This is a genomic window from Vreelandella profundi (assembly GCF_019722725.1).
GTDB lineage: Bacteria > Pseudomonadota > Gammaproteobacteria > Pseudomonadales > Halomonadaceae > Vreelandella > Vreelandella profundi.
This window is the reverse complement of the sequence record NZ_CP077941.1, coordinates 2373820-2399620: the sequence shown is the minus strand read 5'-3', so window position 1 is coordinate 2399620 and position 25801 is coordinate 2373820. Positions and strand designations below refer to the sequence as shown.

Sequence of the window (25801 nt, the reverse complement as noted above, 5' to 3'; positions counted from 1 at the left end):
TATTTATGCTTTTTTGAGATATTTTAATGCACTAATATGGTGCCTTTTTAAGGCAGGCCGCAGTGCTGCTGTGCCTCGATAGGACAATAATGGGGATGCCACTATGCCTGAGCAGGCGAGTCAGCAAGAAGAGAATCAGCTAGTACAGAGCGAGCAAGAAGGCAGCGCATACTTCAAACGCAGCATGCAGACGCGCCATTTGGTGATGCTCTCGCTGGGTGGGGTGATTGGCACCGGATTATTTCTGAGTTCCGGTTATACCGTACAGCAGGCAGGGCCTATCGGCGCGGTGCTCGCTTACTTGGTCGGTGGCATTATCGCTTGGCTAGTGATGATGTGCCTGGGCGAACTGGCGGTGCATATGCCAGATTCAGGCGCCTTCAGCGCTCATGCCAGCCGTTATATCGGCCCGGGCACCGGCTATATGGTGGCTTGGATGTACTGGCTCACCTGGACGGTGGCGTTGGGGTCAGAGTTTACCGCCGCGGCGGTGTTTATGGGCCGCTGGTTTCCCGATATCCCCGGCTGGTACTGGAGTGGCTTGTTCGCTGCGATTGTCTTTGGCGTGAACGCGTTTACCTCGCGCTTCTTTGCCGAGTCTGAGTTTTGGCTCTCATTGATCAAAGTGATCGCGGTGGTCGTATTTGTGTTGGTGGGTGCGATAGCGATTATTGGCTGGGTACCGCTGCATAATGAGGCGGGTGTTGAGGTTGCCTCGCCGGGGTTGTCGGCGCTATGGGGAGAAGGCGCCATGCCGCCCAGCCTGCTGGCTATTGGCACCACCTTGCTGGCGGTAATGTTTGCGTTTTCAGGCACTGAGCTGATTGGGGTTGCCGCTGGGGAAACCGTCGACCCCGCCCGCAATGTACCCAAGGCTATCCGCGCGACGCTGTGGCGCTTGATCCTGTTTTTCGTGGGCACCATCATCGTGATTGCGGCGCTGTTACCACAAAGCCAAGCAAGTCTTAGCGAGAGTCCCTTCGTAGCGGTTTTTCAGCGGCTTGGGGTGCCGGGCGCAGCCGATATCATGAATTTTGTCATCATTACTGCGTTGCTTTCGGCGGCCAATTCCGGGCTTTATGCTTCCTCACGCATGCTATGGACCCTCTCAGATCAGGGCACCTTACCCAAATCGCTAGGTCGAATTAACAAGCGCGGCATTCCGATGAATGCTGTATTACTCAGCATGGTGGGTGGCCTGGGGGCGCTGTTTTCCAGCGTGTATGCCGCTGAAACCGTCTACCTGGTGCTGGTTTCGATTTCCGGTTTGGCCGTGGTGGTGGTTTGGATGGCGATAGCGCTCAGCCAGTTCAATTTCCGCCGCCACTACCTGCGCGAAGGCGGGCAATTGAAGGACCTGGTGTATCGCACGCCGTTTTACCCCTGGGTGCCGTTAATCGCGTTTGCGGCCTGTCTGGCGGCGTGCATTGGCATCGCGTTTGACCCGCAGCAGCGCGTGGCGCTGTATTTCGGCGTACCGTTTATTGCGCTGTGCTATCTGGTGCACTTCGTACGCCATCGCGGGGCCGCGCAACGCCCATCGCCTTCGTTAAGCCACACTATTAAGGAAACGTCCCCATGAGTGAGTCGAATCCGATCACCGCCCTGTTGGCAGAAGTGCCCTTCATGGTCATTGACGGCGCCATGGCCACGGAGCTAGAAGCGCTCGGCTGCGATCTTAACGATGCCCTGTGGTCGGCACGTTTGTTAGCGCAGGCTCCAGAGAAGATTCGCCAAGTGCATCAGGCGTATTTTGAAGCCGGGGCCGACTGTGCCATCACCGCCAGCTATCAGGCCACGGTGCCTGGGTTTATGCAGGCAGGGATGACGGCAGAAGAGGCGCGGGAGCTAATTCAGCTTTCGGTCACGCTGGCGCAGCAGGCACGGGATTCGGTCTGGCAACCGGGTCAAACAGACCGGCCCAAACCACTGGTGGCGGCCTCCGTCGGCCCGTATGGCGCGTACCTAGCCGACGGCAGTGAATACCGAGGCGGCTATGACCTGGATCGCGCCGGGCTGGTGGCATTTCACCGCGAGCGTTTTAAGCTGTTGTTAGAGGCGGGCGCGGACCTACTCGCCGCTGAAACCCTGCCTTCCTTGGATGAAGCGCTGGCAATCACCGATTTGCTGGCCGAACACCCCGGCGCACAGGCCTGGATCACGTTCTCCGCGAAGGATGGCCAACACATCAGCGACGGCACGCCAATCGCCGAGTGTGCGGCCGCCCTGGCTGGCTGCCCAGGCGTCGCGGCCATCGGCGTGAACTGCACCGCGCTGGCCCACATCGAATCATTGATTCAGGAAATCCGCCGTGAGTGTGACCTGCCAATACTGGTCTACCCCAACTCGGGAGAAGTCTACGACGCGGTGACTAAAACCTGGCACGCCGCCGATTGCGCGCATACTGCCAGCGGGCCTTCTGGTTTGGCTCAGGGGGTTGAGCACTGGCTAGCCGCAGGCGCATCAGGCATTGGCGGGTGCTGTCGAACAGCACCCCGCGATATTCAAGCGCTGGCCCAGTGGCGGCGGTTGCGCTAGCTTATTTAATGAAGAAAACCAAGGAGCGGTATGCGCCACGCTGAGCTAAAAGACCACGATGCGCCACGCTTTACCACCCCAGCCGGAGAGATTGTCGGCTGGCGGGGCCGCGGCGTTATCCGCGCCACGGGCATTTGCTATGCCCGCACCCAGCGCTTTTGCGCCCCAAAAGATGAGCTGCCCTCAACCGCGCCCATCCAGGCCACCGATTGGTCGCCTTGCTCGCCGCAAAACATCATTCCCGAGCTAAACGCTGCGCTGGGGATTAGCGCCCAGGCGTTCTCCTCCTGCGAAGGCGAGCTGCATTTGTCGGTCACCCTGCCGGAAAACCCCTCGTCAACGCCGCGCCCCGTGATGGTCTGGATTCACGGTGGTTCTTACGTGTTTGGTGCCGGGGATCTCTCGGTGTTCGACGTACGCCCATTGGCGCTTGAGCAGGACGTAATTGTAGTGGCGGTGACGTACCGGCTTGGCCTGTTAGGCTTTCTGGGTGGCTACGCCAACCGCCCTGCGAATCTGGGCCTGCTCGATATGATCTCAGCCCTGCGCTGGGTAAACACCAATATTGCGGCCATGGGAGGCGACCCCGCCAATGTCACTCTGTTTGGCCAGTCCGCCGGGGGCGACGCGGCGGCGCATCTGATGATTGCCGAAGGCACCGAGGGGCTTTTTCAGCGCGCTATTATTCAGAGCGCGCCGCTGGGCATTAGCCGTGGCCGAGCAAAAATGAATGCCAAGATGGGCCAAAAGGCGGCCACCTTAAAAGACGATGCACCGCTTGAGGAGCTTTTGCGCGTGCAAACCCAAGTGGCGGAATCCGCTCGTGGCTTTGGCCTGAAAGCGGCCATGCCGTTTGGCACCCAGTACGGCCACTACCCGCTGCCGATTGAGGCCGATGCAGATGCGGCCTGGCGTCGTGCGGCCACAAAGATTGACCTGTTTATTGGCTACACCGCGGAAGAGAGCGCGCTGTTTTTAGTCATGTCGCCGAGCCTTACACGCCTGCGTAACACGCCCTTGGTGGGGGAGGCACTCTGCAAAGCGATGGTGGCTGTCACCACACGCAGCGTCTACATACGCGATGCGCACAAATTTGCCCGCCGCCATACGCAGGCGGGTGGGCACGCTTACCTGTATCGGCTGGACTGGTGCAAGGGCCGCTACCCGTTTGGCGCCGCCCACACGATCGACCTGCCGCTGCTACTGGGCGAGCCATCCAGCTGGAAACATGCCGATTTGGTAAAAGGCGTGGATGAGGCCACCTTGTTGGAACACGGCCAACGCCTGCGCGCCCTATGGGCTGACTTCGCGCGTACCGGCCAGCTTTCGGCTACCGGCCACATTGAGCCGCAGGTGCTTGAGTGGTGGGAGGTGGGCTAGCGCTAGCTCATCTTGGGAAACTGCGAGCCGTTTACTGTGTCAACGTGCGGCCGTGAGAGCGTTGGCCCTCGCTCTATAAAGAGAAGGTGAAAAGCCAGAACATTCTCCCGGTCAGCTTCCTCAAAGGGCTGGCTTTAGTTACCCTTGGCCCTGCCCCGGAGCATTCGCCAAGGTCACACAGGCTCGGTACCATAAGCAGCCAACCAAACCACAGCAGCCTTTATTTATGTCATGCCCACCTTGCCCAAACTGCCAATCTCAATTTGTCTATCAAGATCAACGCCTGTTCATCTGCCCTGAGTGTGCCCACGAATGGAACCCCTCTGAAGCTGAAGCGGAAGATGCCGTAACGGTAAAAGATGCCAACGGTACGCTGTTAGCGGAAGGCGATAAGGTAACGATGATCAAAGACCTCAAAGTTAAAGGCAGCTCGCTGGTACTCAAGGTAGGTACCAAAGCCGTTATCAAGCGGCTCAAAGAGGGCAAGGATCACCAGCTGGACTGCAAGGTCGATGGTGTGGGTGACATGATGGTAACCGCCCATTTTGTGAAAAAGGCCTGAACTGTTAGCCCAACGCGATAGCATCTTTCTTATACAGGCAAAAAAAGGATTACCTACTCGATGAAAGCATTTCAAATTGGCGAACAACACAGCACCAACACCTTAAGTGCCACCACACGACCAGAACCGATCGCAGGTCCTGGAGAAGCCATCATTGCGCCACGGTTAGTCAGCCTGATCAGTCGAGATATACAAATACTCGTCGGCACATACGGCCCATTACAAGACCCAAAGCGCGTGCCTGGCAGCGAAGGCGTAGGCGATGTGATTGCCGTTGGCGAAGGCGTAACAGAGATCAGCGTTGGCGACCGCGTGGTGTGTGGTCACTTTGCTAACTGGCGCGAAGGCCCGTTCAGTGCCAATATTTTCTCCCACGACATTGGCATCACCCACGATGGATGGTTAGCAGAAAAAGTTCTGCTCCCTGCCGCCTCATTGATTCGCCTTCCAGAAAGCCTTCCAGATCAAGATGCCGCCGTGCTTGCCTCCGCCGGATTAACCGCTTGGAACGCACTGGTAGAAATCTCTAAAATAAAAGCGGGCGATCTCGTGCTTTGCCTTGGTACGGGCGGCGTGTCTTTAGCCGCACTAAAAGTGGCGAAAATGCACGGTGCGCGCGTGGCGATTACCTCATCAAGTGACGAGAAACTCAGCGTTGTCCGTGAACTGGGTGCTGACATCACCATCAACTACAAGCAATACCCAGATTGGCCTGCCGAACTAATGAAGCAAACCAACAACCACGGCGCCGACATCATCGTCGAAACCGGCGGGCAAGACACCCTAGGCCACTCTGTTGAAGCAGCGGCGGTTAATGGTCGCATCGTTATCATCGGCGTCTCCCCAGGGCAGAACTCGCCGATTCCTAACTACATCGCCTTTATCCTCAAAAACATCACCATCAAAGGCATCGCCAACGGCAGCCGCGCCATGTTCGTCGACTACATCAACGCACTGGCAGCAAACGACAGCACCGCCCTAATCAGCAAAACCTTTGACTTTGACGACGCCCCAGAAGCCTACCGCTTCCAAGCTGCCGCCAAACACATCGGCAAAGTACTGATCAAATTCTAAAATTGCGCTAACAAGCTTCAAAAACAAAAAGAAGAAGCTGCTGCGAGATTTTTTATATGGCTTATTGAGTTAGCTTTTTTATTGGCTCTTCGTCGTTGGGTATAGAATTCACCCCCCTGAGTTGAGCCACCATAGTACCTTCGCGACGACAGGAGGCATGACATGGACAGCACCCCTCTCAAGACGCAGTAAGCTGAGGCTCATCTACCACCGCGTCACGTACCGTTTCAGCGAAGCTTGCCAGGGCGGGTGTCCAGGTCTCCGGTTCGGGGGCGACAAAATAGGTATCGACATTAGCGATGGACGCGGGCAGCTTCAGGGTGTGAATTGCGAACCGGTGTTGGTGGGCTTCAACTGTCCCACGGGGCAGCACCGTATAACCCATTCCCGCCGCGACACAGCCAAGCATCGCGTCCAATGACCCGAACTCAAATATCCGCCCCGCATTAACGCCATGGGAGGCCAGCAATAGCTCGATACGCTGGCGGTAGCTACACCCCTGACGAAATGCCATAAAGGCAGAGGTCAGCAGCTGTTGTGAAGAGGGCATCGTCGACATCGGCGTTGAGCCGACCAGCACAAGCTGCTCGCTGAACGCTTTGAGCAAGTGATAGCGACTATGCTCAAGCCGCCCGGCCACAAACACACAGTCCACCTGCCCGTTTAGCAACAGCTCGACCAATTCTGCCGTTGGCCCGGTCTTTAGCTGGATATCAACGTCAGGCTGCGCGGCGTGGTAAGCCGCCAGTATCGGCGGCAGGCGCAGGGCGGTCGTGGTCTCCATGGCGCCTATCCGCAGCCGGCCACAGGCCTTCTCCTGGCCTTTGAATAGCGACACCGCTTCATCGTGGGCCGCTAGTATGCGCTCGGCGTACTCCACTAGCGCCAAGCCCGCATTCGTAGGCCGCACTCGCCCCGCACGCTGAATAAGCTGTACGCCTAACTCCTCCTCAAGTTTTTTGATGTGGGCGGTCACGTTAGATTGCACCGTGTGCAGCTGATTAGCCGCCGCGACGAAGCTGCCTGTTTCGGCCACTGCCATAAACAGCCGCAGCGATTTAAGTTGCATGGCCTACCTCCCGGTCGATAATCGTCACGCTATGACTATCTCAAAATAAGATAGTGGCGATCAATTATAATCGTTTTTAGAAAATGCGCTTGCGCGGGTAGTCTGTACCTACACAAACGAGCTGACGACTTTGCCCAAATGGCGGCACGCTAAGGACACGACATGATCAACAGAAAAGACTGGCCCCCCCTGATGATAGGGGTAATGGCAACCTTGGCGGGAATTGGCATTGCGCGTTTTGCCTACACACCTTTATTGCCGGCGATTATTCAGGAAGGCTGGTTCACCGCCAGCCAAGGCGCCTACCTCGGGGCCGCTAACCTGCTGGGTTACTTTATCGGCGCGCTCTGCGCCCACGCTCTGAGCGAGCGTTTTTCTTCCCGCTTAGTCATCGGCGCAAGCTTCGCAGCTATCGCGCTCAGCTTTATACTCTGCGCTGGGGCGGGTAGTTTCTTCTGGTTCTTCTTATGGCGATTAGTCTCCGGTATTGCCGGGGCCATCTTGATGGTAGTTGGCCCTTCGCTGGCGCTGGCGGCGACACCGCCTGAGAGGCGAGCCAGTGTGGGGGCCATGGTGTTTACCGGCATTGGCCTAGGTGCACTGCTTTCGGCCTCCATCGTACCCGTACTTCTTGAGTTAAGCCTAACGGCTACTTGGGCCACGCTGGGGCTACTGTGTATCGCAGCGGGCCTGGTAAGCGACGCTTTTTTACGACAAGGCGTGACGCCCTTAGCCACCCCTTTGAGGGCTAGCCCAACGGCCAATAGCCAGAAGGGCTATGCAGGAATAAAGCTAGTGGTGTTGCTGGTTATTGGCGCATACGCCCTGGATGCGATTGGCTTTGTGCCCCATACCGTGTTCTGGGTGGATTATCTCGCCAGGGAAAACGCACTGGGTAATCACGCCGCTTCCTTGCAGTGGGGTATTTTCGGCTTGGGCGCCGTCTGTGGTCCGCTAATGGCCGGGGCCTTAGCGCAGCGAGTGGGCTGGCATCGTGGCTTGGCGACTGCCTTTGTGGTCAAAGCAGCCGCCGTCTCGCTGCCAGTATTTTCGCTCGCACTGCTCAGCCAATCCGTTTCCTCCTTCATGGTGGGGGCGATGATCCCCGGCATTGTCGCACTCACCTCTGGCCGCCTTGCCGAATTAGTCGGCCCGGCTGCACATAAGAAGCTCTGGGGGCAGGCAACCGCTGCTTTTGCTGCGGCCCAAGCCGTGGCGGGTTATAGCATGTCAGCGCTTTATGACGCCTGGGGCAGCTACGCGCCACTGTTTGCCATCAGCGGCGTTATGCTAGCGGCAGGTTTTTTGCTGGTGCTACTCAGCCGTAGCGTACAGCAGCGCCAAGCCCACTTACCTGATCAGCATTCTACAAAGCACTTTACACACCAAGGTAGGCAATAATGGAACTCTACCTAAACGCCACATCACCCTATGCGCGCCTGACGCGCATCGTGTTACTCGAAAAAGGCTTAGCAGAAACCGTCACTCTCAAATGGTGCGACCCCTGGGCAGACGATGCCGAACTCTTAAAGGCCAACCCCGCCGGGCGTATTCCCGCGCTGGTAACGGAGGAGGGCGCCACGCTTAGCGAATCCATGCTGATTGCCGTTTACCTGGATAGCGTAAGCCCCAACCCGCCAATGCTGCCAGCAGCCAATATGGCAGAAGTGATGCACCTGGCGGGGCTGGGCCAAAACCTGATGGATGCCGCGTTCACGACCGTGATCGCCAGAAAGCATTATGGCAACGCTATTGACGAGAGCGAGCTGGGCCAGAGGCGTTCGCGAGCCATTCAGAGGTTGTTGAATCAGTTGAAAGGTGAGCTTGGAGAAACACCGCAGCCCTCAACTATCAATTTGGGTGAAATTGCTATTGCGGTGGCGTTGGATTATCTAGCGTTCAGGCTGCCTGAGGTGAGCTGGAAAGAAGAGAATCCACAGTTACAGGAATGGCACCTTGCTGTGACTGCACGTGCTAGTTTTCAGGAGACTGCATTCGTTTAGAAGAGCCCATGACAACTCCTTCGCAGCCTTTACGCCTCGCTATTGCGGGGTGATTTCATGATGGCATCTCGCCCATCGTGATTTACAAAAAGTACAGATCATAGCCGTGCTGTCCCGCAGTAGCGTAGGGGGAGTAGCAGGGCGGTAATGGGGTATGAGCATGATTCAAGTCATTCTCGTAGCCTAAAGTTTAATGAATCAAATATGGGTTTCAACGAACTTAGCTGCTAATCTGAAATAATTAGAGCGAAAAAAACGCCGCAGGGACAATCTACATGCAAAATGCCTCACGCATTGAGCTTTACCCCATTAGCCAGCAAGTACATATTGATGGCGAGCTGTCCGCTAACTCTAAACAAGCACTTGCGTATCGCGTACTCGCCTACCAGCCAAGACACTATATCTACTGTGAAGATGTATGGGTTGATTTAGTCACCGTTTCAGAAACCACTACTTTTTTGCCCTTACACATAGCAACGTTATAAAGAATTTTTGATAAGGAGGTGTTGTTTGGATAAAAAAGTACAAGGTGCTTGGTTAATTCACCATACGAATAAGTTACAGAATGTTACGAACCAGGGTCAGTATCAGAACACTTTTGTTGCAGGGAAAGCAGGAATTCTGCTATCAGCTATTTCTGAGACTAATCAAAGTACATTGTCAAATGAAAAGTTAGAGGTTTTAGCTAGCGCTTCTAACATTAATATAGGATTTGAGCTTCCAAGACTACTTGAGGTTTTAAAAGAGCAAGAATTGGTTGATATTGCTCCATCAGGTATTGGTGTTCTTGGTATAACAACCTCATCAGCATTACAGCATACGTCTAATATATTCGAATCTCTTGTTCCCAAAAGTATTGAAATTTCTGCTTTGGAATTAGCAGAGTTTGCGTCTGTAAAACCTGTGAAAAGTTCAGAGCTGGAAAAACAGTTGTCAGATGATTACAAACTTGCTAAAAATGAAATTCTGCAGTTGTTTTATGACTCTGAATCTATTGGATTTGTTGATGCCGAGGCTATTGGAAAAAATGAAAAATTACTTTTTAATGGTAATCTTTTTAGAAGAGACTCAGCAGTTAAAACTAAGCTTGTTTTAGACTCTCTACGTCCAAGCGAACAAGTATCCCTTCAAGAATTAACTTTACTACTCAAACAAAAAGCATGTGTTTCATATGTAGATGCAGTTAAAATTTTAGGTGAGCCACTTTTTAAAAAAGTAAACTCAATCGGTTTTTTTGATATTAATATCGTAAGTAATAATCAAGAGGAAGTCGGTTATCTTACTTTACCATCAGCATTCTCAAAATATAGTAGTTCTATGGTTGATGATGCATTTGATTTGGCTAAAGCATTTGTAGCCTCATTAACTTATGGTATGACCAAAAGTACGTATGTGAGAGGTCAGATAAGTATGATAGATAGACTGTTAGGGGCTCTAATTGAAGGAAGAGAGGTCGGGCCCGTGAGCGCTATTGGGCAAGATTACAAGATATTAGAATTGAAAGGTGTAGTCTCGATAAGGAATGGTTCAAAAGGTGGTCGTAGTGGCCCACTGATGAGACTTTTAAAGAAAGAAGTGGCGACGTCACCCCATTCTCAGTAGCATCCGGGTTTAGAGTCTGAAGTTACTTTATCGTTTTTTAACGCCAGTTGCTCTGCATAGGCGGAAGGCGTTAACCCTCCAAGTCCTTTCTTCGGCCGCTCCTCGTTGTATTCCCGTCGCCACGCCTCGATGACGACCCTGGCGTGATGTAGGCTGGTGAACCAGTGCTCGTTGAGACATTCATCCCGAAAACGCCCGTTAAACGATTCGATGTAGGCGTTTTGATTGGGTTGTCCAGGTTCGATTAAAAACAGTGCAACGCCACGTAGATGCGCCCATAACAGCATGGCCCGCCCACAGAATTCCTTTCCATTGTCCGTACGAATGGCGCTAGGTAGGCCGCGTTGTAAAGCCAGATGATCCAGCATCCGTGTTAAAAACAGACCACCAATGGCACGTTCAGGCACGATAGCCACGGCTTCATGCGTAGCGTCGTCGACAACGGTGAGGTTCTTAATGACGCGGCCTTCCGCTGTACGGTCAAACACAAAATCCATTGACCAGACCTGATTGGCAGCATTAGGGCGGCTCAGTGGCTTACGCTCAGACATGGGAACCTTCTTGCGCTTGCGCCGTTTTATCTGCAATCGAGCCGCGGCATAGAGGCGCTCGACGCGCTTATGATTGACCCGTTCACCGGCTTGACGCAGCTTCAGATAGATCATGCCAGCGCCATAACGACGATGCCGATGGGCCAAGCTAACAATGCGTTCACGCAGTGCCTCATTGCGATCAGGGGCCGCTTGATAGCGCAACGCGCTGGCACTCATACAGATGACACAGAGCGCACGGCGCTCACTCAGGCCACGCGAGACCATGAAGCGCACCATCTCGCGGCGTGCAGGCGCGCTCACCACTTTTTTCTCAGCGCCTCGCGAGTGACCTCCATCTCCAGTAGCGATTCGGCGAGTAGCTTCTTTAATCGCGTATTTTCGGTTTCGAGTTCTTTGAGTCGCTTGGCGTCCGGTACGCTCATTCCGCCGAACTTGCTGCGCCAAAGATAATAGCTGGCTTCTGAGAAACCGTGCCGACGGCACAGCTCCTTGATGGGCAGTCCCGCTTCGGCTTCGCCCAGGAAACCAATGATCTGTTCTTCGCTGAAACGCTTCTTCATGTCCAATCTCCTTACGCATAGGATCGGACTCTAAAGTGTAGCGCTACTCAATCAGGGGGGGACGTCGGTGGGAGAGTTAGCTTTGCAGGCAATAAGACAAGGTGACGTAAGTGAGCAGTCAATTGCTTCTCTTCCTGGAGCTGCAATTACCAAGTTCAGAGGGCCAGAAGTTAATAGGGAGATAATTAGGCGAGAACAAATACAAAGAAGTCCATTTGAAACTAATGACATGATAAATTCCTTGAGAACAGGAGGTGGATTTTGACGGTCAAAAAAAATCCCAAAGGTTTTGAAATGGAAGAGCAACTAAGAAGTTATTTTCTGCAATCAGGTTACTATGTTGCTCGAGGTGTTCCCTTTGAATATAAAGGTTTTGATGTTACCGATATAGATTTATGGCTATATAGCCGTGAATCTTCTCTAGCAAGAAACATTACCATAGTTGATGTGAAAAATAAAAAAACTCCACAAGCCATTGAAAGGATTTTCTGGGCTAAAGGTTTGGCGAAAGCCGTAAATGCGAACAATGTTGTAGTGGCAACGACAGATAAGCGAAGCGAAGTTAAAGAATTTGGTCATGATTTAGATGTTTTAGTATTGGATGGGGTTTTTGTTTCCAAATTATCAAAGTCAGATCGGTTCTTAAAAACCAGGCTTGCTGATGAAGAATTTTTGGAGCTAATTGATGGTTATAGTTTAGGTAAATTGGATGGTGATTGGAAAGGCCAAATTATTAAATCAAAAGGCTTATTAGCTAAAGGTATTGGTTTTGATGCATGTAATCAATGGATGGAAGTTTCAAGATTTTTTGCTGAACAGGTATTGACTAAGCCTAGCCAGCGAGAAGTCGCATTAAGGTGCTTCTACTATTCTTTATCATTGTTTTCTGTAGGTGTGGATTTTATTCTAAAAGAACTTTCATTTTTGGATCATGATGAAAGGATGAATAAGCTGGTCGAAGGGTTTACATATGGTTCTATGGGTAGAAATGGCGTTACAAAAATGTTGTCTACGTCGCTATCTCTTGTAGAACAGTTTGCTCCAGAAGGTAAAGCTGTATCTTCACTGGTACGTGCAAAGGTAATTGCTGATTTTGAATCTTTGCCAACAAATGTTATCGGCGAATATTTTTCGAAAAGTGAAGTTGGGAAGGTGATTTTTTCAGTGGCAAAAGAGCTAGAAAATGTCGCAATGAGTCGAAGTTTTAGAAGCCATTATGAGTCTTCAATTGAACTTCGCGGGGTAATTGGCTGCTTGCTCGACTATTGGGAAATTAACCGTAAAGACTTTGGCTCTGTAGCAAATATTCCATAATAAGTAGTATGCGTAATATGATTTAAAATAATGGAGTTAATTATGAAAGAAATAGCATTTCAAGTTGATACAAGGCTAGCCAAGCTCCTCTCAGAAAATTATCGTTCGACTGAGAGGGCTCTTAAAGAATTAGTCGATAATGCTTGGGATGCGGATGCGTCATCAGTTAATATTTTTTTACCGGAACCTATGACAGATAGTCCTATTATTATATATGACAATGGTTCTGGAATGACAGAAACAGAACTCTTAAAAGAATATCTAATTATTGCTAGTGATCGCAGAAAAAGACGAGGCAATATTACAGCGTTAAAGAGGCGAAAAGTAAAAGGCAAGAAAGGTATAGGTAAATTCGCGGGGTTAATGATTGCAAATTCAATGCAGTTAGAGACATGGTCGAGAGGAAGAATATGTGAGTTTTCAATATCAATTAAAGATTTTGAAAATGCAACTGATATAGAAGAGTTGCCAATAAATCTTTTTGTTAAAGACTGTGACTCAGAGATGCAGGGTACCAAAATTACACTATCAGACTTGATTCATGGGCTGGTATTTCCGAGTCCAGAAAAAATTCGACAATTATTGCTTCAAGAGTATGGTCGAGAGGAAGGGTTTGTTATTAACGTTAACGGCAAAATATTGGGTATTGATGACATACAAGGGATATATAATGAATATCATGAAAAGCTCCCGTCTGTTGGTGCAGTGACCCTGCAATTCACGGTTTCTAATCAAAAAGGGAAACTGAAACAACCGGGAATATCTATAAGAGTTGGCGGTAAAGTAGTAGGTAGACCTGACTTTTTCGGGTTAGACAAAGAAGAAGATTTTCCTCCAAAATTATTAGAAAAAATATATGGAGAAGTAGAAGTTGATGGATTGTTTGATCACGTTACTTCTGATTGGGGAGCGCTGGTCGAAAATAGCGAACTTTATCATGAGGTTGCAGAGTATGTGCGACCGATAATTAAAGCCAAAGTCAAAGAGGAATATGGCCGCGAAATGGGGCTTGCACAAGCAAGATTGAAGAAGAGAATTAATGAAAGACTTGCACATCTACCAGAGTATAAGAGGCAATACGCGGATAAGGCTATAAAGTCAATCTTGGGAAGGTACTACGGAGAGCCAGAAGCAAAAGTAGAGCCAATGGTCGAGGTCTTGTTAGATGCTCTTGAACGAACAGATTATCGCGCTATATTAGACTATATCCATGAAGCTGAACATTCTGATATAGCTAAGCTAGCCGAAGCATTGTCCGAATTTGGATTGGCAGAGCTTGCTATCGTAGCTGAGCAGGCAAAGACTAGATTGGAGTTCCTTGATCGGTTTGAGGAGCTTTGTAATAAAGATGATACGGAGGAAAATGTGGTTCACTCAGCACTTGAAAAGTGCTTATGGGTTTTTGGTGTTAAGTATTCGATATTTAGTAGTAATAAAACGCTTAAGCGCCAGGTTGAAAGTTATTTAAATAAAAAATATTCGGGACAAAGAGAAAGTAAGCGTCCTGATCTTTTGATGAGCTCTAATTTTGCAAATGAATATCTTTTGATAGAATTCAAACGACCAAGCCATAGCTTAAGATACAAAGACTATCAACAAGCTACTGCTTATAGAAATGATTTTGTACCCTATACGAGTGCAGAAATGAAGATTTTACTAGTGGGAGGAAAAAGAGGTCAAGACCTCCCGCCTCACTATAATCGAGAGCCTAATACTGAGGTTGTTATTTTTGACGAGATTATTTCAAATGCTAGGAATCAGTTGAACTGGCTTTTAAAGGAACTTGGTGGCGAAGCTCATGCATAGTTTAATTTTTAATAATCAAAATAATAGCTACGGCTTTGTAGTGATGCTACACATTAACTACAAAGCCATATGTGTTAAAGGCTTTGACCCTCGATTCCACTAACCCTCATAACGTCCCTCGTCACCGCCTCATTCAACACCCCGCGTTTGGCTTCCACCACCGTGAGCCAACCGGGTAAAAGGATGATGCTGGTGCAGACCTGCTCACGGGTGAGAATCGGCTTGGGCATTTGTGGTAGAAGTAGTAAGGCCTCGTGCCTTTATTTAACCAGTGAGCAGCGAGGCCTCGATATATCGATATGACAGTCAGGAAGAGCTACAGCTGGCAGGCTTGTTTGCGCTAAATATGCCATTTGATTTCAGTGCTATTAATTGCAACAGTAATCCAAGCCCCGCAATGGATGCGGCAGTAAAAGGCAGTGCCCACCCTCCCAACTGGAAGGCAAATATTAGCCCGCCAGCAGCGGCACCAATCGCGCTACCCAGGTAAAGTGCTGATTCATTGAGCGCTACGGCTACGTTGCCACCGCCAATTCCTTCACGTGCGGATATCAACTGATTGTTCTGGGGTACTTGTAGCGCCCAACCCACAGCTCCCCATATGGCAATCGGCACCATTGCTAGCCAGGCATTAACACCCGCGGTGAAGGGTAGGGCAGCTAGGGATACGGTCAGCATAAGCATGATAATGGCCACGAGCTTTGGTCCGCTAACGCGATCTGCTATAGGGCCAATAAGGAAACTGCCCACTACACCGCCAATACCCCATACCCACAGCCAAGGAGTGATATTTGAAATACCACCGAAGCTTTCATTAGCCATTATGGGCGCGATATAGGTGTAAAGCCCAAGGCTAGATACTGCAGCTAATAGGGAAACTGTCAGAATCAAAGTGACTTTCATATCTTTAAGGATGGTAAATTTTTCCCGAAGGGTGGAGGCTTCTGAGGCGGGAAGTGCAGGAAGTTTTATTGCCAGACTCACCATTGAGACGAGCCCAAGAATAGCAATAAGCCACATCGTTGAGGCCCATCCCAATTGCTCAGCGATCATTAGTCCGGCAGGCACGCCTAATACGGTGCCGCTGGCCATTCCACCCATAATGATCGCCAGTGCTTGGCCACGTTTATCCTTTGGTACAACGGCAGCCGATGCAGCAATCCCCATGGCTAGATATACACCGGCGCCTACGCCAGCAAAAATTCTACTAACGACCAGAGCTGTATAGGTCGTTACCAGTGCACTAACCAGGTTGGCTACGGTGAAAATAGCCAGCGCGATCAATAGACCTAAACGCTGCTTATTGGCTGGTAGCAGAGCAACAAATACCGGTGATCCGATGCCATAGGCCAGTGTAAAGGCGGTAACCAACTGACCAGCCCTGGCAACCGACACACTAAAATCGCTGACAATCATTGGCACCAGCCCTGCAATAACGTAAGAAGCCATTCCCAGTGCAAAAGCACCCAGAGCTATCAGGTAAACCGTCCCCATACTTTGATATTTCACGTTTATCTCCAAGTTTTAATAAGCACGTATTCGTGCTTGGCCACTACCAAGCAGGATTAAGCAAGGCCAATAGAAGGCTGCCGTGTCCGTAGCTATCAGTATTTAAAATGGAGGAGTGATTTTAAGATGTTGCTAACCTGAAACAACTGTACCTAGGGTCAGTTAAAATGCAGCAGGCTTAAAAAGCTTCGCTGTCATGCAGGGTTTTAAAGTGTTTAGTTTATAAGTGAATCAGGCCGTACTTGGTGGCAATAGAAGCCAACTGCCGTGAGCTATATACATCGAGTTTTTGCTTTATGTTGGCTACGTGAAATTTAATGGTGCGCTCGGTAATGCCTAAAATAACGGCAGCTTCTGAATATGTTTTACCACTCGACACCCAGCGTAATACCTCTATTTCCCGGCACGATAGCTTCTTGATCCGATCATGTTCATTGGTGCCTGAACAGTGAGTGTAAAGCTGCTTATGTTGTTCATGATATTTTATTAAACAGAATTGAATTTCTGCTTCATTTTTCTTTATTATGGAAAATAAGCTAGTTTCTTTGTTATCTAGACATAAAGTGAGTATGCCAACCTCTCTTCCATGAGAAATATGAATCGCCCCAGGTTTCGTAGACACCTCCAGGCCTTATACTAAAGGTATCTAGGAGGAACCATGAGCCATCCCCGCTACACTGAAGAATTCAAAATCGAAGCCGTCAAACAGGTGGTAGAGCGCGGCCATCGCGTGGCCGAGGTCGCTGAGCGGCTAGGGGTGTCAGGTCACAGCCTGTACAACTGGATCAAGCGCTACGATAAGCCGGTAGAACAACGGCAAGAAGATGATAATCTCCAAGCTGAAAACCGTTGTTTGAAGGCCGAACTCAAACGCGTATCAGAAGAGCGAGACATATTAAAAAAGGCCACCGCGTACTTCGCCAGGGAGTCCGACTGAGGTACGCGTTTATTCAACATTATGCGAGCCAATATTCGGTACGTCGCTTGTGTCAGATGATGGCAGTGCATCCCAGCGGTTACTACGCATGGTGTAAAAAAGCGCTCTCTAATCGAGCTCGGGAAGATGAGCGCCTGCTGGGATTGATCAAGCACTCCTGGCTTGAAAGCGGCGGTGTATATGGCTATCGCAAGGTCTACCAGGACTTGCGTGAAGCTGGCGAAGCTTGCGGGAAGCACAGTGTGGCGCGTCTATGAGTAGGGAAGGTTTACGCTCTCAGACGGGCTATCGACGACGTCCTGGCGGATATGGCGGTGGAAAACCGGCTGTTGTATCCCCTAACCATTTAGACCGTCAGTTTGAAGTAACAGCGCCAAATGTTGCTTGGGTGACGGACATCACGTACATCCGCACTTACGAAGGCTGGCTTTACTTAGCGGTAGTTATCGACCTGTTTTCTCGTCAAGTGGTTGGCTGGTCGATGAAGTCTCGCATGACCACGGAGTTGGTACTGGATGCTTTGTTATCAGCAGTCTGGCGACGCAAGCCACAAGGAACGGTGATGGTGCATTCGGATCAAGGAAGCCAGTTTAGCAGTGGAGACTGGCAAAGCTTTCTGAAAGCGAATCACTTGGTAGGCAGCATGAGCCGACGTGGTAACTGTCATGACAACGCCGTTGCTGAAAGCTTCTTTCAACTTCTCAAGCGAGAGCGAATCAAGCGACAGATTTATTCAACACGCGAAGCGGCTAGATGTGACGTGTTCAATTACATTGAAATGTTTTACAACCCAAGGCGCCGACACGGCACAAGTGATAACTTGTCACCGGTTGAGTATGAAAGGCGTTACTTTAAGAGCCTAACGGGTGTCTAGAATACTCGGGGCGATTCATCGTGTTTGCTTACTTAAAAGTCATCACCTCCAGCCGCGAAGTGCAGTGGAGCTGCGAAACCAATATTATTTTCAAAGTGCTCTCACTGTGACCGCTTTTCCGTCGCTTTGCGGCTCCAAACCGGCACGAGTCCAGGGCGTTGGGAAGCGTAAATTTATTACATTGCATGAGGCGTTGTATTGGAAATTGAAAAACGACCCTGGCACGTCGCCGTTGCACTCACCATCGTTATGAGCATCGCAACCACGATTGGTACGTCTGCCTCTTCCTATCTGCTTTTAGGAGCAAAGATGAGAGAAGAGACCGAGAGGGCTGCCGTTGAACGTAGAGCAAAGGGGGCACAGCTCGCCTGCGATAAGCTCCAGGCCAGCGCAACTCTTGCCGCAGAGATAAATTTCAGTGCCGATAGAGGGTACCTCAACGCCATTCAGCTCAGCGACTTTGCATTTGGGAATAAGAGTCTAGGAGAGCTTTCAGTCCCAACGGCTCAGATAAATGCTGAACAACTCGGGTTTGAAAAAAGAGCCTCTGAGTTAATTCCTTTCTTGGCAGAATCAGAGGCTGAGACTCTAAGCCGCACTACGCTTCATCATTATGTTGTTACGAGCCTACGGACTAGCGAAGTTCCTCTCGAGCAACGTGCTCCGCCCCGCGAAGGCGAGTTTGATGCAAACACCGAACTCGCCGGAATCCGAGATGGTGCCGCAAGGCTTGCTGCTGCTTACAGAATCGCATGCACTGAGCAGCTATAACGCTTAACAATGCGGTGCACTCCAACCATCAAAAAGCTGCGCGTTTTTCTGTCAGCTGAGTTTCCACATTATATATAAGTGTCGCCGAAAAGACCGCTCCTGACCGAAAAACGACACCATCAACGGTAATATCGGTTTTGATTACAACCTCCCCATTCCACTAACCCTCATAACTTCCCTAGTCACCGCATCATTCAATATCCCGCGCTTAGCTTCGATTAGCGTGAGCCAATCGCGGGCGCGGGTGATGCCGGTGTAGACCAGCTCGCGGGTGAGGATGGGGTTGGGCGTTTGCGGTAGCAGCAGGGCGGTGTGCTGAAATTCTGAGCCTTGTGACTTGTGTACCGTCATCGCGAACACGGTTTCTACTGCATGCAGGCGGGAAGGCAGCACCCAGTGAATTGTGTTTTCTGCGTCACTGGTTGGAAAGGCGACGCGTAAAAGTGTCCTGCCGGGAGTGCGGGGATCAGGTACGACGAGTGTGATACCTATATCGCCATTCATCAGTTTTAGGCCGTAGTCGTTTTGGGTGACCAGTACCGGGCGGCCTTCGAACCAGCCTTTCTCTAACGTGTGGTCGTTGCCGAACAGCAGCTTTTCGCGGCGCAATGTTTTGGCGATGCGCAGGTTTAAGCTTTCTACCCCCCACGGCCCTTTGCGTAGTGCGCACAGCAGCTGAAAGCTGCTGTAGGCGTTGAGTACTTGCTTCGCCCAGGCATCGTAATTCTCGCCGTTCTCTTCAAACGCTAGAACCGTATCAGGCCGTTCACTCGCTAGGGTATTCAGGTAGTGCTGGTAGCCGGTGGGTGGTGCAATTGGCTCGCCCTTAAAATTGGTGCGGTTTTCGCCTGCGTTGGGAAAGCGCTGCGGGCTGCCGGTGATCACCAGGCGCTCTAGGGCGCTGTCTTCGTTTTGTGCATCTGGCTTCAACACCAGATGGTGCAGGTCGGCGTAGCCGTTATTCAGTACGCCATGCACGGCTTTGTGTTTATCCCGTTCCCGCAATGCCTCACTTAGCGGCTGGTTAATCGCCTGTGCGAGCTGGCCGATGCCGCTTTGCGCAGTAAAGCGGTGGCTGACCCGCAGCATGGTAATGGCTTGATCCAGCGGCTGGCCGTTGGGGTCGATTAATGCTTCCGGCAGCGGGTGGCCGGTGAGTTCGGCCAGCCACTGCGCCGTGGCGGAGGTGTAGTGGGCGGCGTCGGCGCGGCGGCATAGGTCGCCCAGCACGGCGCCTGCTTCTACAGAGGCCAGCTGGTCTTTATCCCCCAGCAGCACCAGCTTGGCGCTGGCGGGTAGGGCGCTGAGTAGCGCCGTCATCATTTCGATATCCACCATCGAGGCTTCATCGACCACCAGCACATCCAGCGCTAGAGGGTTGGCGGCGTTGTGGCGGAAGTGGCGGGTGTCGGCCCTAGCGCCTAACAAGCGATGAAGCGTTGTCACCTCGGTGGGAATTGCTATTACGCTAGATGTTGAGGCAGGTGAGTGCTCACTCAGCAGCGACTCTAACGCGCTAATGGGTAAGCTATTGACCTGCCCGGCGATGGATTCATTTAGCCGTGCGGCGGCTTTGCCGGTGGGGGCGGCTAGGCGAATGCGCAGCGGGTGTGCGTTGGGTTCTGCTAGCTGCAGGGTTTGCAGCAGGGCCAGAAGGCGCACCACGGTAGTAGTTTTGCCGGTGCCGGGGCCGCCGGTGATGATCGCGAACGGGCTGCGGGCGGCCAGGGCGCAGGCGTTTTTTTGCCAATCCAGGTTTTCGCAGGCGGGGAATAGCGTATCTAACGCGCTTTTGAGTAGCGGGCTATTCGCTTCGTTGCTCGTGCTAACACGGTTGGCGATTTCCTGGTGCAGAGTTTGCTCAAACTGCCAGTAGCGGCGCAGGTAGAGTTTGCTGGTGTTGCCGTTGTCGCTCACCACCAGTGGCGTATTGCCGGGGCCATCGCTAATTAACGTGGGGTGGTGAAGCGCGGCCTGCCACTCGCTTAGCGTTAGCGTGGCTAGCACGTGGCTGGGCAGCGGCGGCGGGTCGTTGAGATCGTCGCCTTCCGGTGGCAGTGAAAGCGCAAAATCCGGCGCTTCCAGGGTGGCGGCTAAATCCAGGCACACATGGCCACGGCCTAACTGGTGGCTGGCTAGCGCTGCACCCAGCAGTAACAGCGGCGGGGCGTGTTGGCTTTCGCGCTCAAAAAAGCGCACCAGTGCCAGATCTAAATCCCGCAGCCAGCCACGTGAAACCCAGCGCTCACACAGCTGTAACAGCGCGGCGGTATCGCTTAGCGCGGGATGTGGCAACTCGGCACTGGTGGCTGATTCTGTCGATGCTGCTGCCGGTGCCGTTGAGTCAGCCGGAACGGGCGGTGCGTCATCGGCAAATAGGTCGAAATTCATAGAGCCCGTCTCGCGCTTACTCATACGACCGCCTCCTGATGGGTGGCTGCGGTATCTGCCGCGGTGCCTGCAAATAAGTGATCCAGCGCTTCAATCAGCACCACCGGCGCAGGCACGGCGTGTACGCCGCGGGCGGTGGTGCGGCTGCCGCGTAGAAATACGGTCATTGAGCCGCCCAAATGCTGGTGCGGGTCGTAGTCGGGCAGGCGCGCTTTGAGCAGCCGATGCAGCGCGAGCAGATACAGCGCCGCTTGCAGGTCGTAGCGCTTTTCGAGCATGGCGTTGCGCAGGGCATCGGCGGTGTAGGCGCTGTCATCGCTACCCAGGTAGTTGGATTTCCAGTCGAGCACATAGAAGCGGCCTTCATGCTCAAAGGCAAGGTCGATAAAGCCTTTGAGCATGCCGTTGAGGGTGTCGGCATCCAACGCGGGGCGCGACACCCCAGGCAGTAAGTGGTCACTTACCAGCTCATCCAACTTACGCGTTCCCACGTGGTGCGCGGCAAACCAGAACTCCAGTTCCACCTGATAGCTTTTAAGCTCGCTCAGCGCCACGTGGCCGCCATGGCCGGGCCGTGACGTTGGCAGAGGCAGCGGTATGGCGAGCAGTTCTTCAAACCAGCCCGACAGGGTGTCGTGCCATGTCTGCCAGCCACGCAGCTGCACGCGCCGTCGCAGCATGTCTTCCCGTGCGGCGGGGTCGTCCAAGGCGTGTTGAAAGCCGAGTTGGCCTGCCCATTCCAGCAAACCATGCAGGAAGGTGCCGGGGCCGGGGCCGCGGGGAAAACGGTGCAAGTGAAACGCCTCGGTGTTGATGGCGTTGTCGTGGGGTTCATCCAGCACTTCCAGGGTGGTGGCTTCCTGGGGCGTGGTGGGTTCGGGCGTCGGCATCAATGGCGTTATGGCCCCTGAGGTGCGCAGGGCCGAGTAGCTGGCGATCCACCACTGTTCGCGGGCTGGGCGCAGCGGGGCGCAGGCGTGGCCCAGCGCTTGCTGTTCCGGCGCGGGGGTAAAGCGTAATGCAGTGGGCTCCGGCGCGGCGCTCAGTTCGATATTGCTGCCTGCCACTAGCTCGCCTAGCGCTTGAGTAAACGCGCTGGGGGCGATGGTTTTACCGCCGTTGATGAGATGGCCGATGGCGCTGTTCTCACTGCCTTTAAGCGGAGCCAGCCCTAGCCAGGTAGCGTGGCGGGCGCGGGTGAGGGCAACGTAAAGCTTGCGCAGGTCTTCGCCCAGTCGTTCGCGGTCGGCGGTGGCCAGCGTGGCTTCATCGGCGCTTAGGCTGAGCTGCAGCCTGCCTTCGCTGTCGTGCCAGCGCAGCGGTAGATCGGTATCGCTGACCGGCCGGTGATTGGCGATAAACGGCAGGAACACCAGCGGGTACTCCAGTCCTTTAGATTTGTGAATGGTGACTACTTTGACCAGATCGGCATCGCTTTCCAGGCGCAGCTTGTGGCTGTCGCCGTGGCTATCCGGGTCGGCAATGGCATCAAAAAGAAAGCGAATCAGCGCGTGTTCGCCATCCAACTCTTGGCTGGCGTGCTGCAGCATTTCCCCCAGATGGAGCAGGTCGGTTAGCAAGCGCTCACCCTCGGCAAACTCGCTCAACAGCCGTGCAGCGATATCAAAATCAACCATCAGTCGGCGCACCAGCGGCAGCACGCCCTGGCGCTGCCATAGGCGATGGTAGCCGCTGAACTGCTCGACCCGTGCTTCCCAGGCCAGCTCGCTTTGGTTGAGGTGGTCAAGCGCCGCCAAGCTTAGCCCGATCACCGGCGTTGCCAGGGCGGCGCGCAGTTTTGCTTCCGCTTGGCGGGAGTTGGCCTGGGGCTCGGCGCAGGCGCGCAGCCAAATGGCCAGCTGCGGCGCAACGGGGGAGCTAAACACCTTGTCGTGATCGGAAAGATACACGCTCTTGATGCCCCGGCTGGCCAGCGCCAGGCGAATCGCTCGGGCTTCCTGCAGCCCGTTGACCAGCACCGCCATGTCCGAAGGGGCAAGCGGTGTGAGTGATTGCTCTTCGCTTCTCACACTGCTATCGCCCGTCGCACTGTTGTCTACCGCTTTCGCAAAGCCTGCCAGTTGCTTGCGGCCTGCTTCCAACAGCGCGGCCATGTGCGAGGCGCAGCGCTCTGCCATCTCGGTTTGGTAGGCAGTTTTGGAGAGCGGCTCGTCGCTTTCCAAGGGCCACAGGGTCATTGCGGGTAGCGGCTGGCCGTTGAGCACCAGCGTGTTGGACGTGCCTTTGGCATCAACCGGCTGAAACGGCAGCGGGTTGCCGCCGTCATCCAAGCGGAACAAAAAGGCGCCGGCGTCGTGCTGATCAGCGTAACTGAAGCAGTGGTTGACCGCCGCCACCATGGCGCGGCTGGAGCGAAAGTTGGTGCCCAACGTTACATGGCGGCCATCGGTGTCGTGGCGGGCCTGCAGGTAGGTGAAGATATCCGCGCCGCGAAAGGCGTAGATGGCCTGCTTGGGGTCACCAATCAGCAGGATGGCGATGTCGCGGCGGGGCGTTGCGACGTCATATACGGCGTTGAAGATGCGGTACTGAACCGGGTCGGTGTCCTGGAACTCATCAATCAGCGCGACGGGGAACTGGCGCTGGATTTGTGCTGCCAGGGCTTCTTTATTGGGGCCTTGCAGGGCGCGGTCGAGATGGGTTAGCAGGTCGTTGGGGCCCATCTCGGCACGGCGTTCCTGCTCGCGCTCCAGTCGGGCGCGGCACCATTGCACGGCGTGAATCAGCAGGTCGTTGCGTGGCTCGGGCAGGGCGTCTAACGCTGCCGGTAGCTGCGCCAGTGCTTCCCAAACCTGCGGGCAGGGCGGCGCGCCGTCTTTCCAGATATCGGCCATGCCGTCGGGCGTCATGCGTTTCCAGGCGGCGTCGGTGAGCGCTGGGCGGTCGGCATCGCTTTCGCTCCACTCGCGCAGTGCGCCTAGCCAGTTGGCGCGGCTTTTGGCGTTGAAGCTTTGGCCCTTGAAGGCTTTGCGCGTGGCGGCGTCTTCCAGGGCGGGCACTAGCTCGTTTAGCCAAGCGGGCCAGGGCGCTTTGAGCTCGCTGAGCTGGGCGCTGCGTTCGGCTTGGGTAGCGGCCAGTGTCTCGCGGGGCTGTGGCTTTGCGCCGCCCAGCGCTTCGCTTTCAGGCAATAGCCGCTGCAGTAACGCATGCAGATCGTCGGGCGATTTCCAGTAGCGGGTGACAATGCCCAGCGCGTCGCTGTCCAGCGGGTAATAGAAGCTGCGCCAGTAGTCGCGCACCACTTCCTGCTCCAGTTCGCGCTGGTCGTTCTCTAGATTGAGCGAGAACAAACTGCCGCTGTCGAAGGCGTGCTCGCGCAGCATGCGGTAGCACCAGCTGTGGATGGTGGAAACCGCGGCTTCGTCCATCCATTCGGCGGCTAGCGCTAAGCGACGCGAGCAGGCGGGCCAGGTGGCCGGGTCGTATTGGTCGCGGAGTTGGACGAGCAGCGGATCATGAGCAGGTGGCACGGAAGCAGGCCACTGCGAGGGCGCTGTGAACCCGTCCTTGGGCGCTACTTTTGCCATCTGACCGCCATGGACGGCGGGAATGCCGGAATCGTCGGGAACATTTTCCGGCCATGGCAAAAGACCCTCTTCGTGACCTGCTTCCTTAGCATCTGGAGTCTCACGAAACACTTCCGCCGCTTCTACCAGCCTGTTGCGGATGCGTTCGCGTAGCTCTTGGGTGGCGGCGTTGGTAAAGGTAACGACTAAGATTTCCGGCGGCGTGAGCGGGCGGATAAACGCGGTGTCGTCGTCAACGCTGTGGCCGCCGAGTACTAGGCGCACGTAAAGCAGCGCGATGGTGAACGTTTTACCGGTGCCTGCGCTTGCTTCAATTAAACGACTGCCGTGAAGCGGGAGACGTAATGGATTGAGTGGGGCGGGCTGGCTCATAAGAAAATGGTGTCAAACTCAGTGGCGAAATCTTGGCTGGCGGGGAAAATCTGCAGCTGCTCAGCACTCCAGGCTAAAAGGCGCTGCGACGTCACTAAGAGTATATCGGCTAGCTCATTCAGCAGATTGAAGTGTTCTGCTATCTGGGCATAATCAGTCGAATAGTCATGGGTGGCAATATTGCGAATGGCACGGCAGCGCTGCCAGTCACTGGTCGCATTCACCACACCTTGCTTTTCAAACAGCGCCAGTACCTTGAGAAAGCTGTCGGTGGATTCTCCTGCAAGCAGGGCGCTATGCCGCATCGCCGAGGCGATAGAGTCTTGCAGCTTGGCAAACCGCTCGTTGATGGCGGCCAGTGTTTCGAACAGCGTCACATCTTTTTTATGTTCGACCAGCCACTCACCCTCAATCGGCCAGTTGATCTTGTTGCGTGATTGTTGCAGAAACCAGGCGCAACGCTGGATTGCTTCTAACAGCTGAGCTAAATAGCGTTGCTGGTCGCTAAGAACATCCTGACTCATGCCGCTTCCTCACTAGTAATTGGGCAGGCTTGTGACAAGGCGATTGCTTGGAAGGGCGTGGGTTGCGTTGTCGAAACATAGGTCACTATATCGACCGGCAGCTGGAGACGTTCTTCAAGTGCCATTTTGAGCTCAGCACAGGCAAGCAGCGGTATCGCAGTTTGTGAGGTTAGCAGCAGGTCAACATCGCCGCCTCGCTTGGTATCATCCAGCCGCGAGCCAAACACGTGAACACGGGCAGAAATGCCAATAAACTCGCGCACGCTCGAATGGATAATGGCGCGCTGTGTTTGCGTAAGTCGCATCGACGTAGCTCCTAGTAACGTAGCTCCTAGTAACATAGCTCCTAATAACTTAGCTTCTAAATGATATGAGAGGCCCGCCATTAATAGCCTTGCCGCTAAGCCACTATT

21 protein-coding genes and 2 pseudogenes are annotated in these 25801 nt (G+C 53.3%); 14 read left to right on the top strand and 9 right to left on the bottom strand.

All coding sequences use genetic code 11. From position 1 onward, the window contains the following. The first annotated feature begins 103 nt into the window (after positions 1-103). The 5 genes from KUO20_RS11040 to KUO20_RS11020 all read left to right on the top strand — a co-directional run bounded on the left by KUO20_RS11040 (position 104) and on the right by KUO20_RS11020 (position 5554). Positions 104-1582, top strand: a complete 1479-nt coding sequence (locus tag KUO20_RS11040) for an amino acid permease (protein ID WP_235039911.1) — start codon at positions 104-106, stop codon at positions 1580-1582. After that, the gene (gene mmuM, locus KUO20_RS11035; protein WP_235039910.1) at positions 1579-2538 is read left to right on the top strand and encodes a homocysteine S-methyltransferase; all 960 of its coding nucleotides are present in this window, start codon (positions 1579-1581) and stop codon (positions 2536-2538) included. Before KUO20_RS11040 ends, mmuM begins: the two co-directional genes overlap by 4 nt. Positions 2539-2568: 30 nt before the next feature. Beyond that, on the top strand, positions 2569-3918 hold the full coding sequence (locus KUO20_RS11030; RefSeq protein WP_235039909.1) for a carboxylesterase family protein: 1350 nt from the start codon (positions 2569-2571) through the stop codon (positions 3916-3918). A 226-nt stretch (positions 3919-4144) separates the two neighbouring features. After that, positions 4145-4480 (top strand): zinc ribbon domain-containing protein YjdM, encoded by a 336-nt coding sequence (locus tag KUO20_RS11025; protein WP_235039908.1) that lies wholly within the window; start codon positions 4145-4147, stop codon positions 4478-4480. Positions 4481-4540: 60 nt separating this feature from the next. Beyond that, positions 4541-5554, top strand: a complete 1014-nt coding sequence (locus tag KUO20_RS11020; RefSeq protein ID WP_235039907.1) for a zinc-dependent alcohol dehydrogenase family protein — start codon at positions 4541-4543, stop codon at positions 5552-5554. 178 nt (positions 5555-5732) lie between these two features. Here the strand turns inward: KUO20_RS11020 and KUO20_RS11015 are convergent, their stop codons facing one another. Continuing rightward, complete coding sequence (locus KUO20_RS11015) at positions 5733-6623, bottom strand: LysR family transcriptional regulator (protein ID WP_235039906.1); 891 nt, start codon at positions 6621-6623, stop codon at positions 5733-5735. Positions 6624-6785: 162 nt separating this feature from the next. On the opposite strand from KUO20_RS11015, the gene KUO20_RS11010 reads away from it, so the two are divergent. From KUO20_RS11010 to KUO20_RS10995, 4 genes are all read left to right on the top strand, one after another. Next, positions 6786-8024, top strand: coding sequence for a YbfB/YjiJ family MFS transporter (locus KUO20_RS11010; protein WP_235039905.1), 1239 nt, complete (start codon positions 6786-6788; stop codon positions 8022-8024). Beyond that, positions 8024-8626, top strand: coding sequence for a glutathione S-transferase N-terminal domain-containing protein (locus KUO20_RS11005; protein ID WP_235039904.1), 603 nt, complete (start codon positions 8024-8026; stop codon positions 8624-8626). Before KUO20_RS11010 ends, KUO20_RS11005 begins: the two co-directional genes overlap by 1 nt. Positions 8627-8901: 275 nt before the next feature. Beyond that, a complete protein-coding gene (locus KUO20_RS11000; protein ID WP_235039903.1) occupies positions 8902-9111 on the top strand; it encodes a DUF427 domain-containing protein in 210 nt (69 codons plus the stop codon). Positions 9112-9136: 25 nt separating this feature from the next. After that, a complete protein-coding gene (locus KUO20_RS10995; protein WP_235039902.1) occupies positions 9137-10228 on the top strand; it encodes a hypothetical protein in 1092 nt (363 codons plus the stop codon). On the opposite strand, the gene KUO20_RS10990 is transcribed toward KUO20_RS10995, so the two are convergent. Both KUO20_RS10990 and KUO20_RS10985 read right to left on the bottom strand, forming a co-directional pair. Next, positions 10222-11130 (bottom strand): IS3 family transposase, encoded by a 909-nt coding sequence (locus KUO20_RS10990; RefSeq protein ID WP_235042471.1) that lies wholly within the window; start codon positions 11128-11130, stop codon positions 10222-10224. The genes KUO20_RS10995 and KUO20_RS10990 overlap by 7 nt on opposite strands. Next, complete coding sequence (locus KUO20_RS10985) at positions 11079-11342, bottom strand: transposase (RefSeq protein ID WP_078087611.1); 264 nt, start codon at positions 11340-11342, stop codon at positions 11079-11081. The genes KUO20_RS10990 and KUO20_RS10985 overlap by 52 nt, the downstream gene beginning before the upstream one ends. Positions 11343-11603: 261 nt before the next feature. Between KUO20_RS10985 and KUO20_RS10980 the strand changes: the two genes are divergently transcribed. Together KUO20_RS10980 and KUO20_RS10975 are read left to right on the top strand one after the other, a co-directional pair. Next, on the top strand, positions 11604-12656 hold the full coding sequence (locus KUO20_RS10980) for a hypothetical protein (protein ID WP_235039901.1): 1053 nt from the start codon (positions 11604-11606) through the stop codon (positions 12654-12656). A gap of 42 nt (positions 12657-12698) precedes the next feature. After that, positions 12699-14462 (top strand): ATP-binding protein, encoded by a 1764-nt coding sequence (locus KUO20_RS10975; protein ID WP_235039900.1) that lies wholly within the window; start codon positions 12699-12701, stop codon positions 14460-14462. A 306-nt stretch (positions 14463-14768) separates the two neighbouring features. Here KUO20_RS10975 and KUO20_RS10970 read toward each other — a convergent pair whose 3' ends face one another. Beyond that, positions 14769-15971 carry an MFS transporter gene (locus KUO20_RS10970; RefSeq protein WP_235039899.1) on the bottom strand — a complete coding sequence of 401 codons (1203 nt, stop codon included), beginning with the start codon at positions 15969-15971 and terminating at the stop codon, positions 14769-14771. 220 nt (positions 15972-16191) lie between these two features. Next, positions 16192-16593 (bottom strand): response regulator transcription factor, encoded by a 402-nt coding sequence (locus KUO20_RS10965; protein ID WP_235039898.1) that lies wholly within the window; start codon positions 16591-16593, stop codon positions 16192-16194. 36 nt (positions 16594-16629) lie between these two features. On the opposite strand from KUO20_RS10965, the pseudogene KUO20_RS10960 reads away from it, so the two are divergent. The 3 genes and pseudogenes from KUO20_RS10960 (at position 16630) to KUO20_RS10955 (ending at position 18553) form a co-directional block, all read left to right on the top strand. After that, positions 16630-17782 (top strand): annotated as a pseudogene (locus KUO20_RS10960) (IS3 family transposase). Positions 17783-17793: 11 nt separating this feature from the next. Continuing rightward, a pseudogene (locus tag KUO20_RS16840) lies at positions 17794-17886 on the top strand (transposase); the annotation flags it as partial. Between the two features lie 94 nt (positions 17887-17980). Further along, positions 17981-18553: a hypothetical protein gene (locus KUO20_RS10955; RefSeq protein WP_235039897.1), complete on the top strand. Its 573-nt coding sequence runs from the start codon at positions 17981-17983 to the stop codon at positions 18551-18553. 141 nt (positions 18554-18694) lie between these two features. On the opposite strand, the gene recD is transcribed toward KUO20_RS10955, so the two are convergent. From recD to KUO20_RS10935, 4 genes are read right to left on the bottom strand one after another with little or no spacing between them, the layout of a single operon-like run. Next, the gene (gene recD, locus KUO20_RS10950) at positions 18695-20968 is read right to left on the bottom strand and encodes an exodeoxyribonuclease V subunit alpha (protein ID WP_235039896.1); all 2274 of its coding nucleotides are present in this window, start codon (positions 20966-20968) and stop codon (positions 18695-18697) included. Beyond that, positions 20965-24864: an exodeoxyribonuclease V subunit beta gene (gene recB / locus KUO20_RS10945; protein ID WP_235039895.1), complete on the bottom strand. Its 3900-nt coding sequence runs from the start codon at positions 24862-24864 to the stop codon at positions 20965-20967. The genes recD and recB overlap by 4 nt, the downstream gene beginning before the upstream one ends. Further along, entirely contained in the window at positions 24861-25388 is a 528-nt protein-coding gene (locus KUO20_RS10940) for a hypothetical protein (protein ID WP_235039894.1), read from the bottom strand. Before KUO20_RS10940 ends, recB begins: the two co-directional genes overlap by 4 nt. Further along, the gene (locus KUO20_RS10935) at positions 25385-25693 is read right to left on the bottom strand and encodes a nucleotidyltransferase family protein (RefSeq protein WP_235039893.1); all 309 of its coding nucleotides are present in this window, start codon (positions 25691-25693) and stop codon (positions 25385-25387) included. The genes KUO20_RS10940 and KUO20_RS10935 overlap by 4 nt, the downstream gene beginning before the upstream one ends. Between the last annotated feature and the right edge of the window lie 108 nt (positions 25694-25801).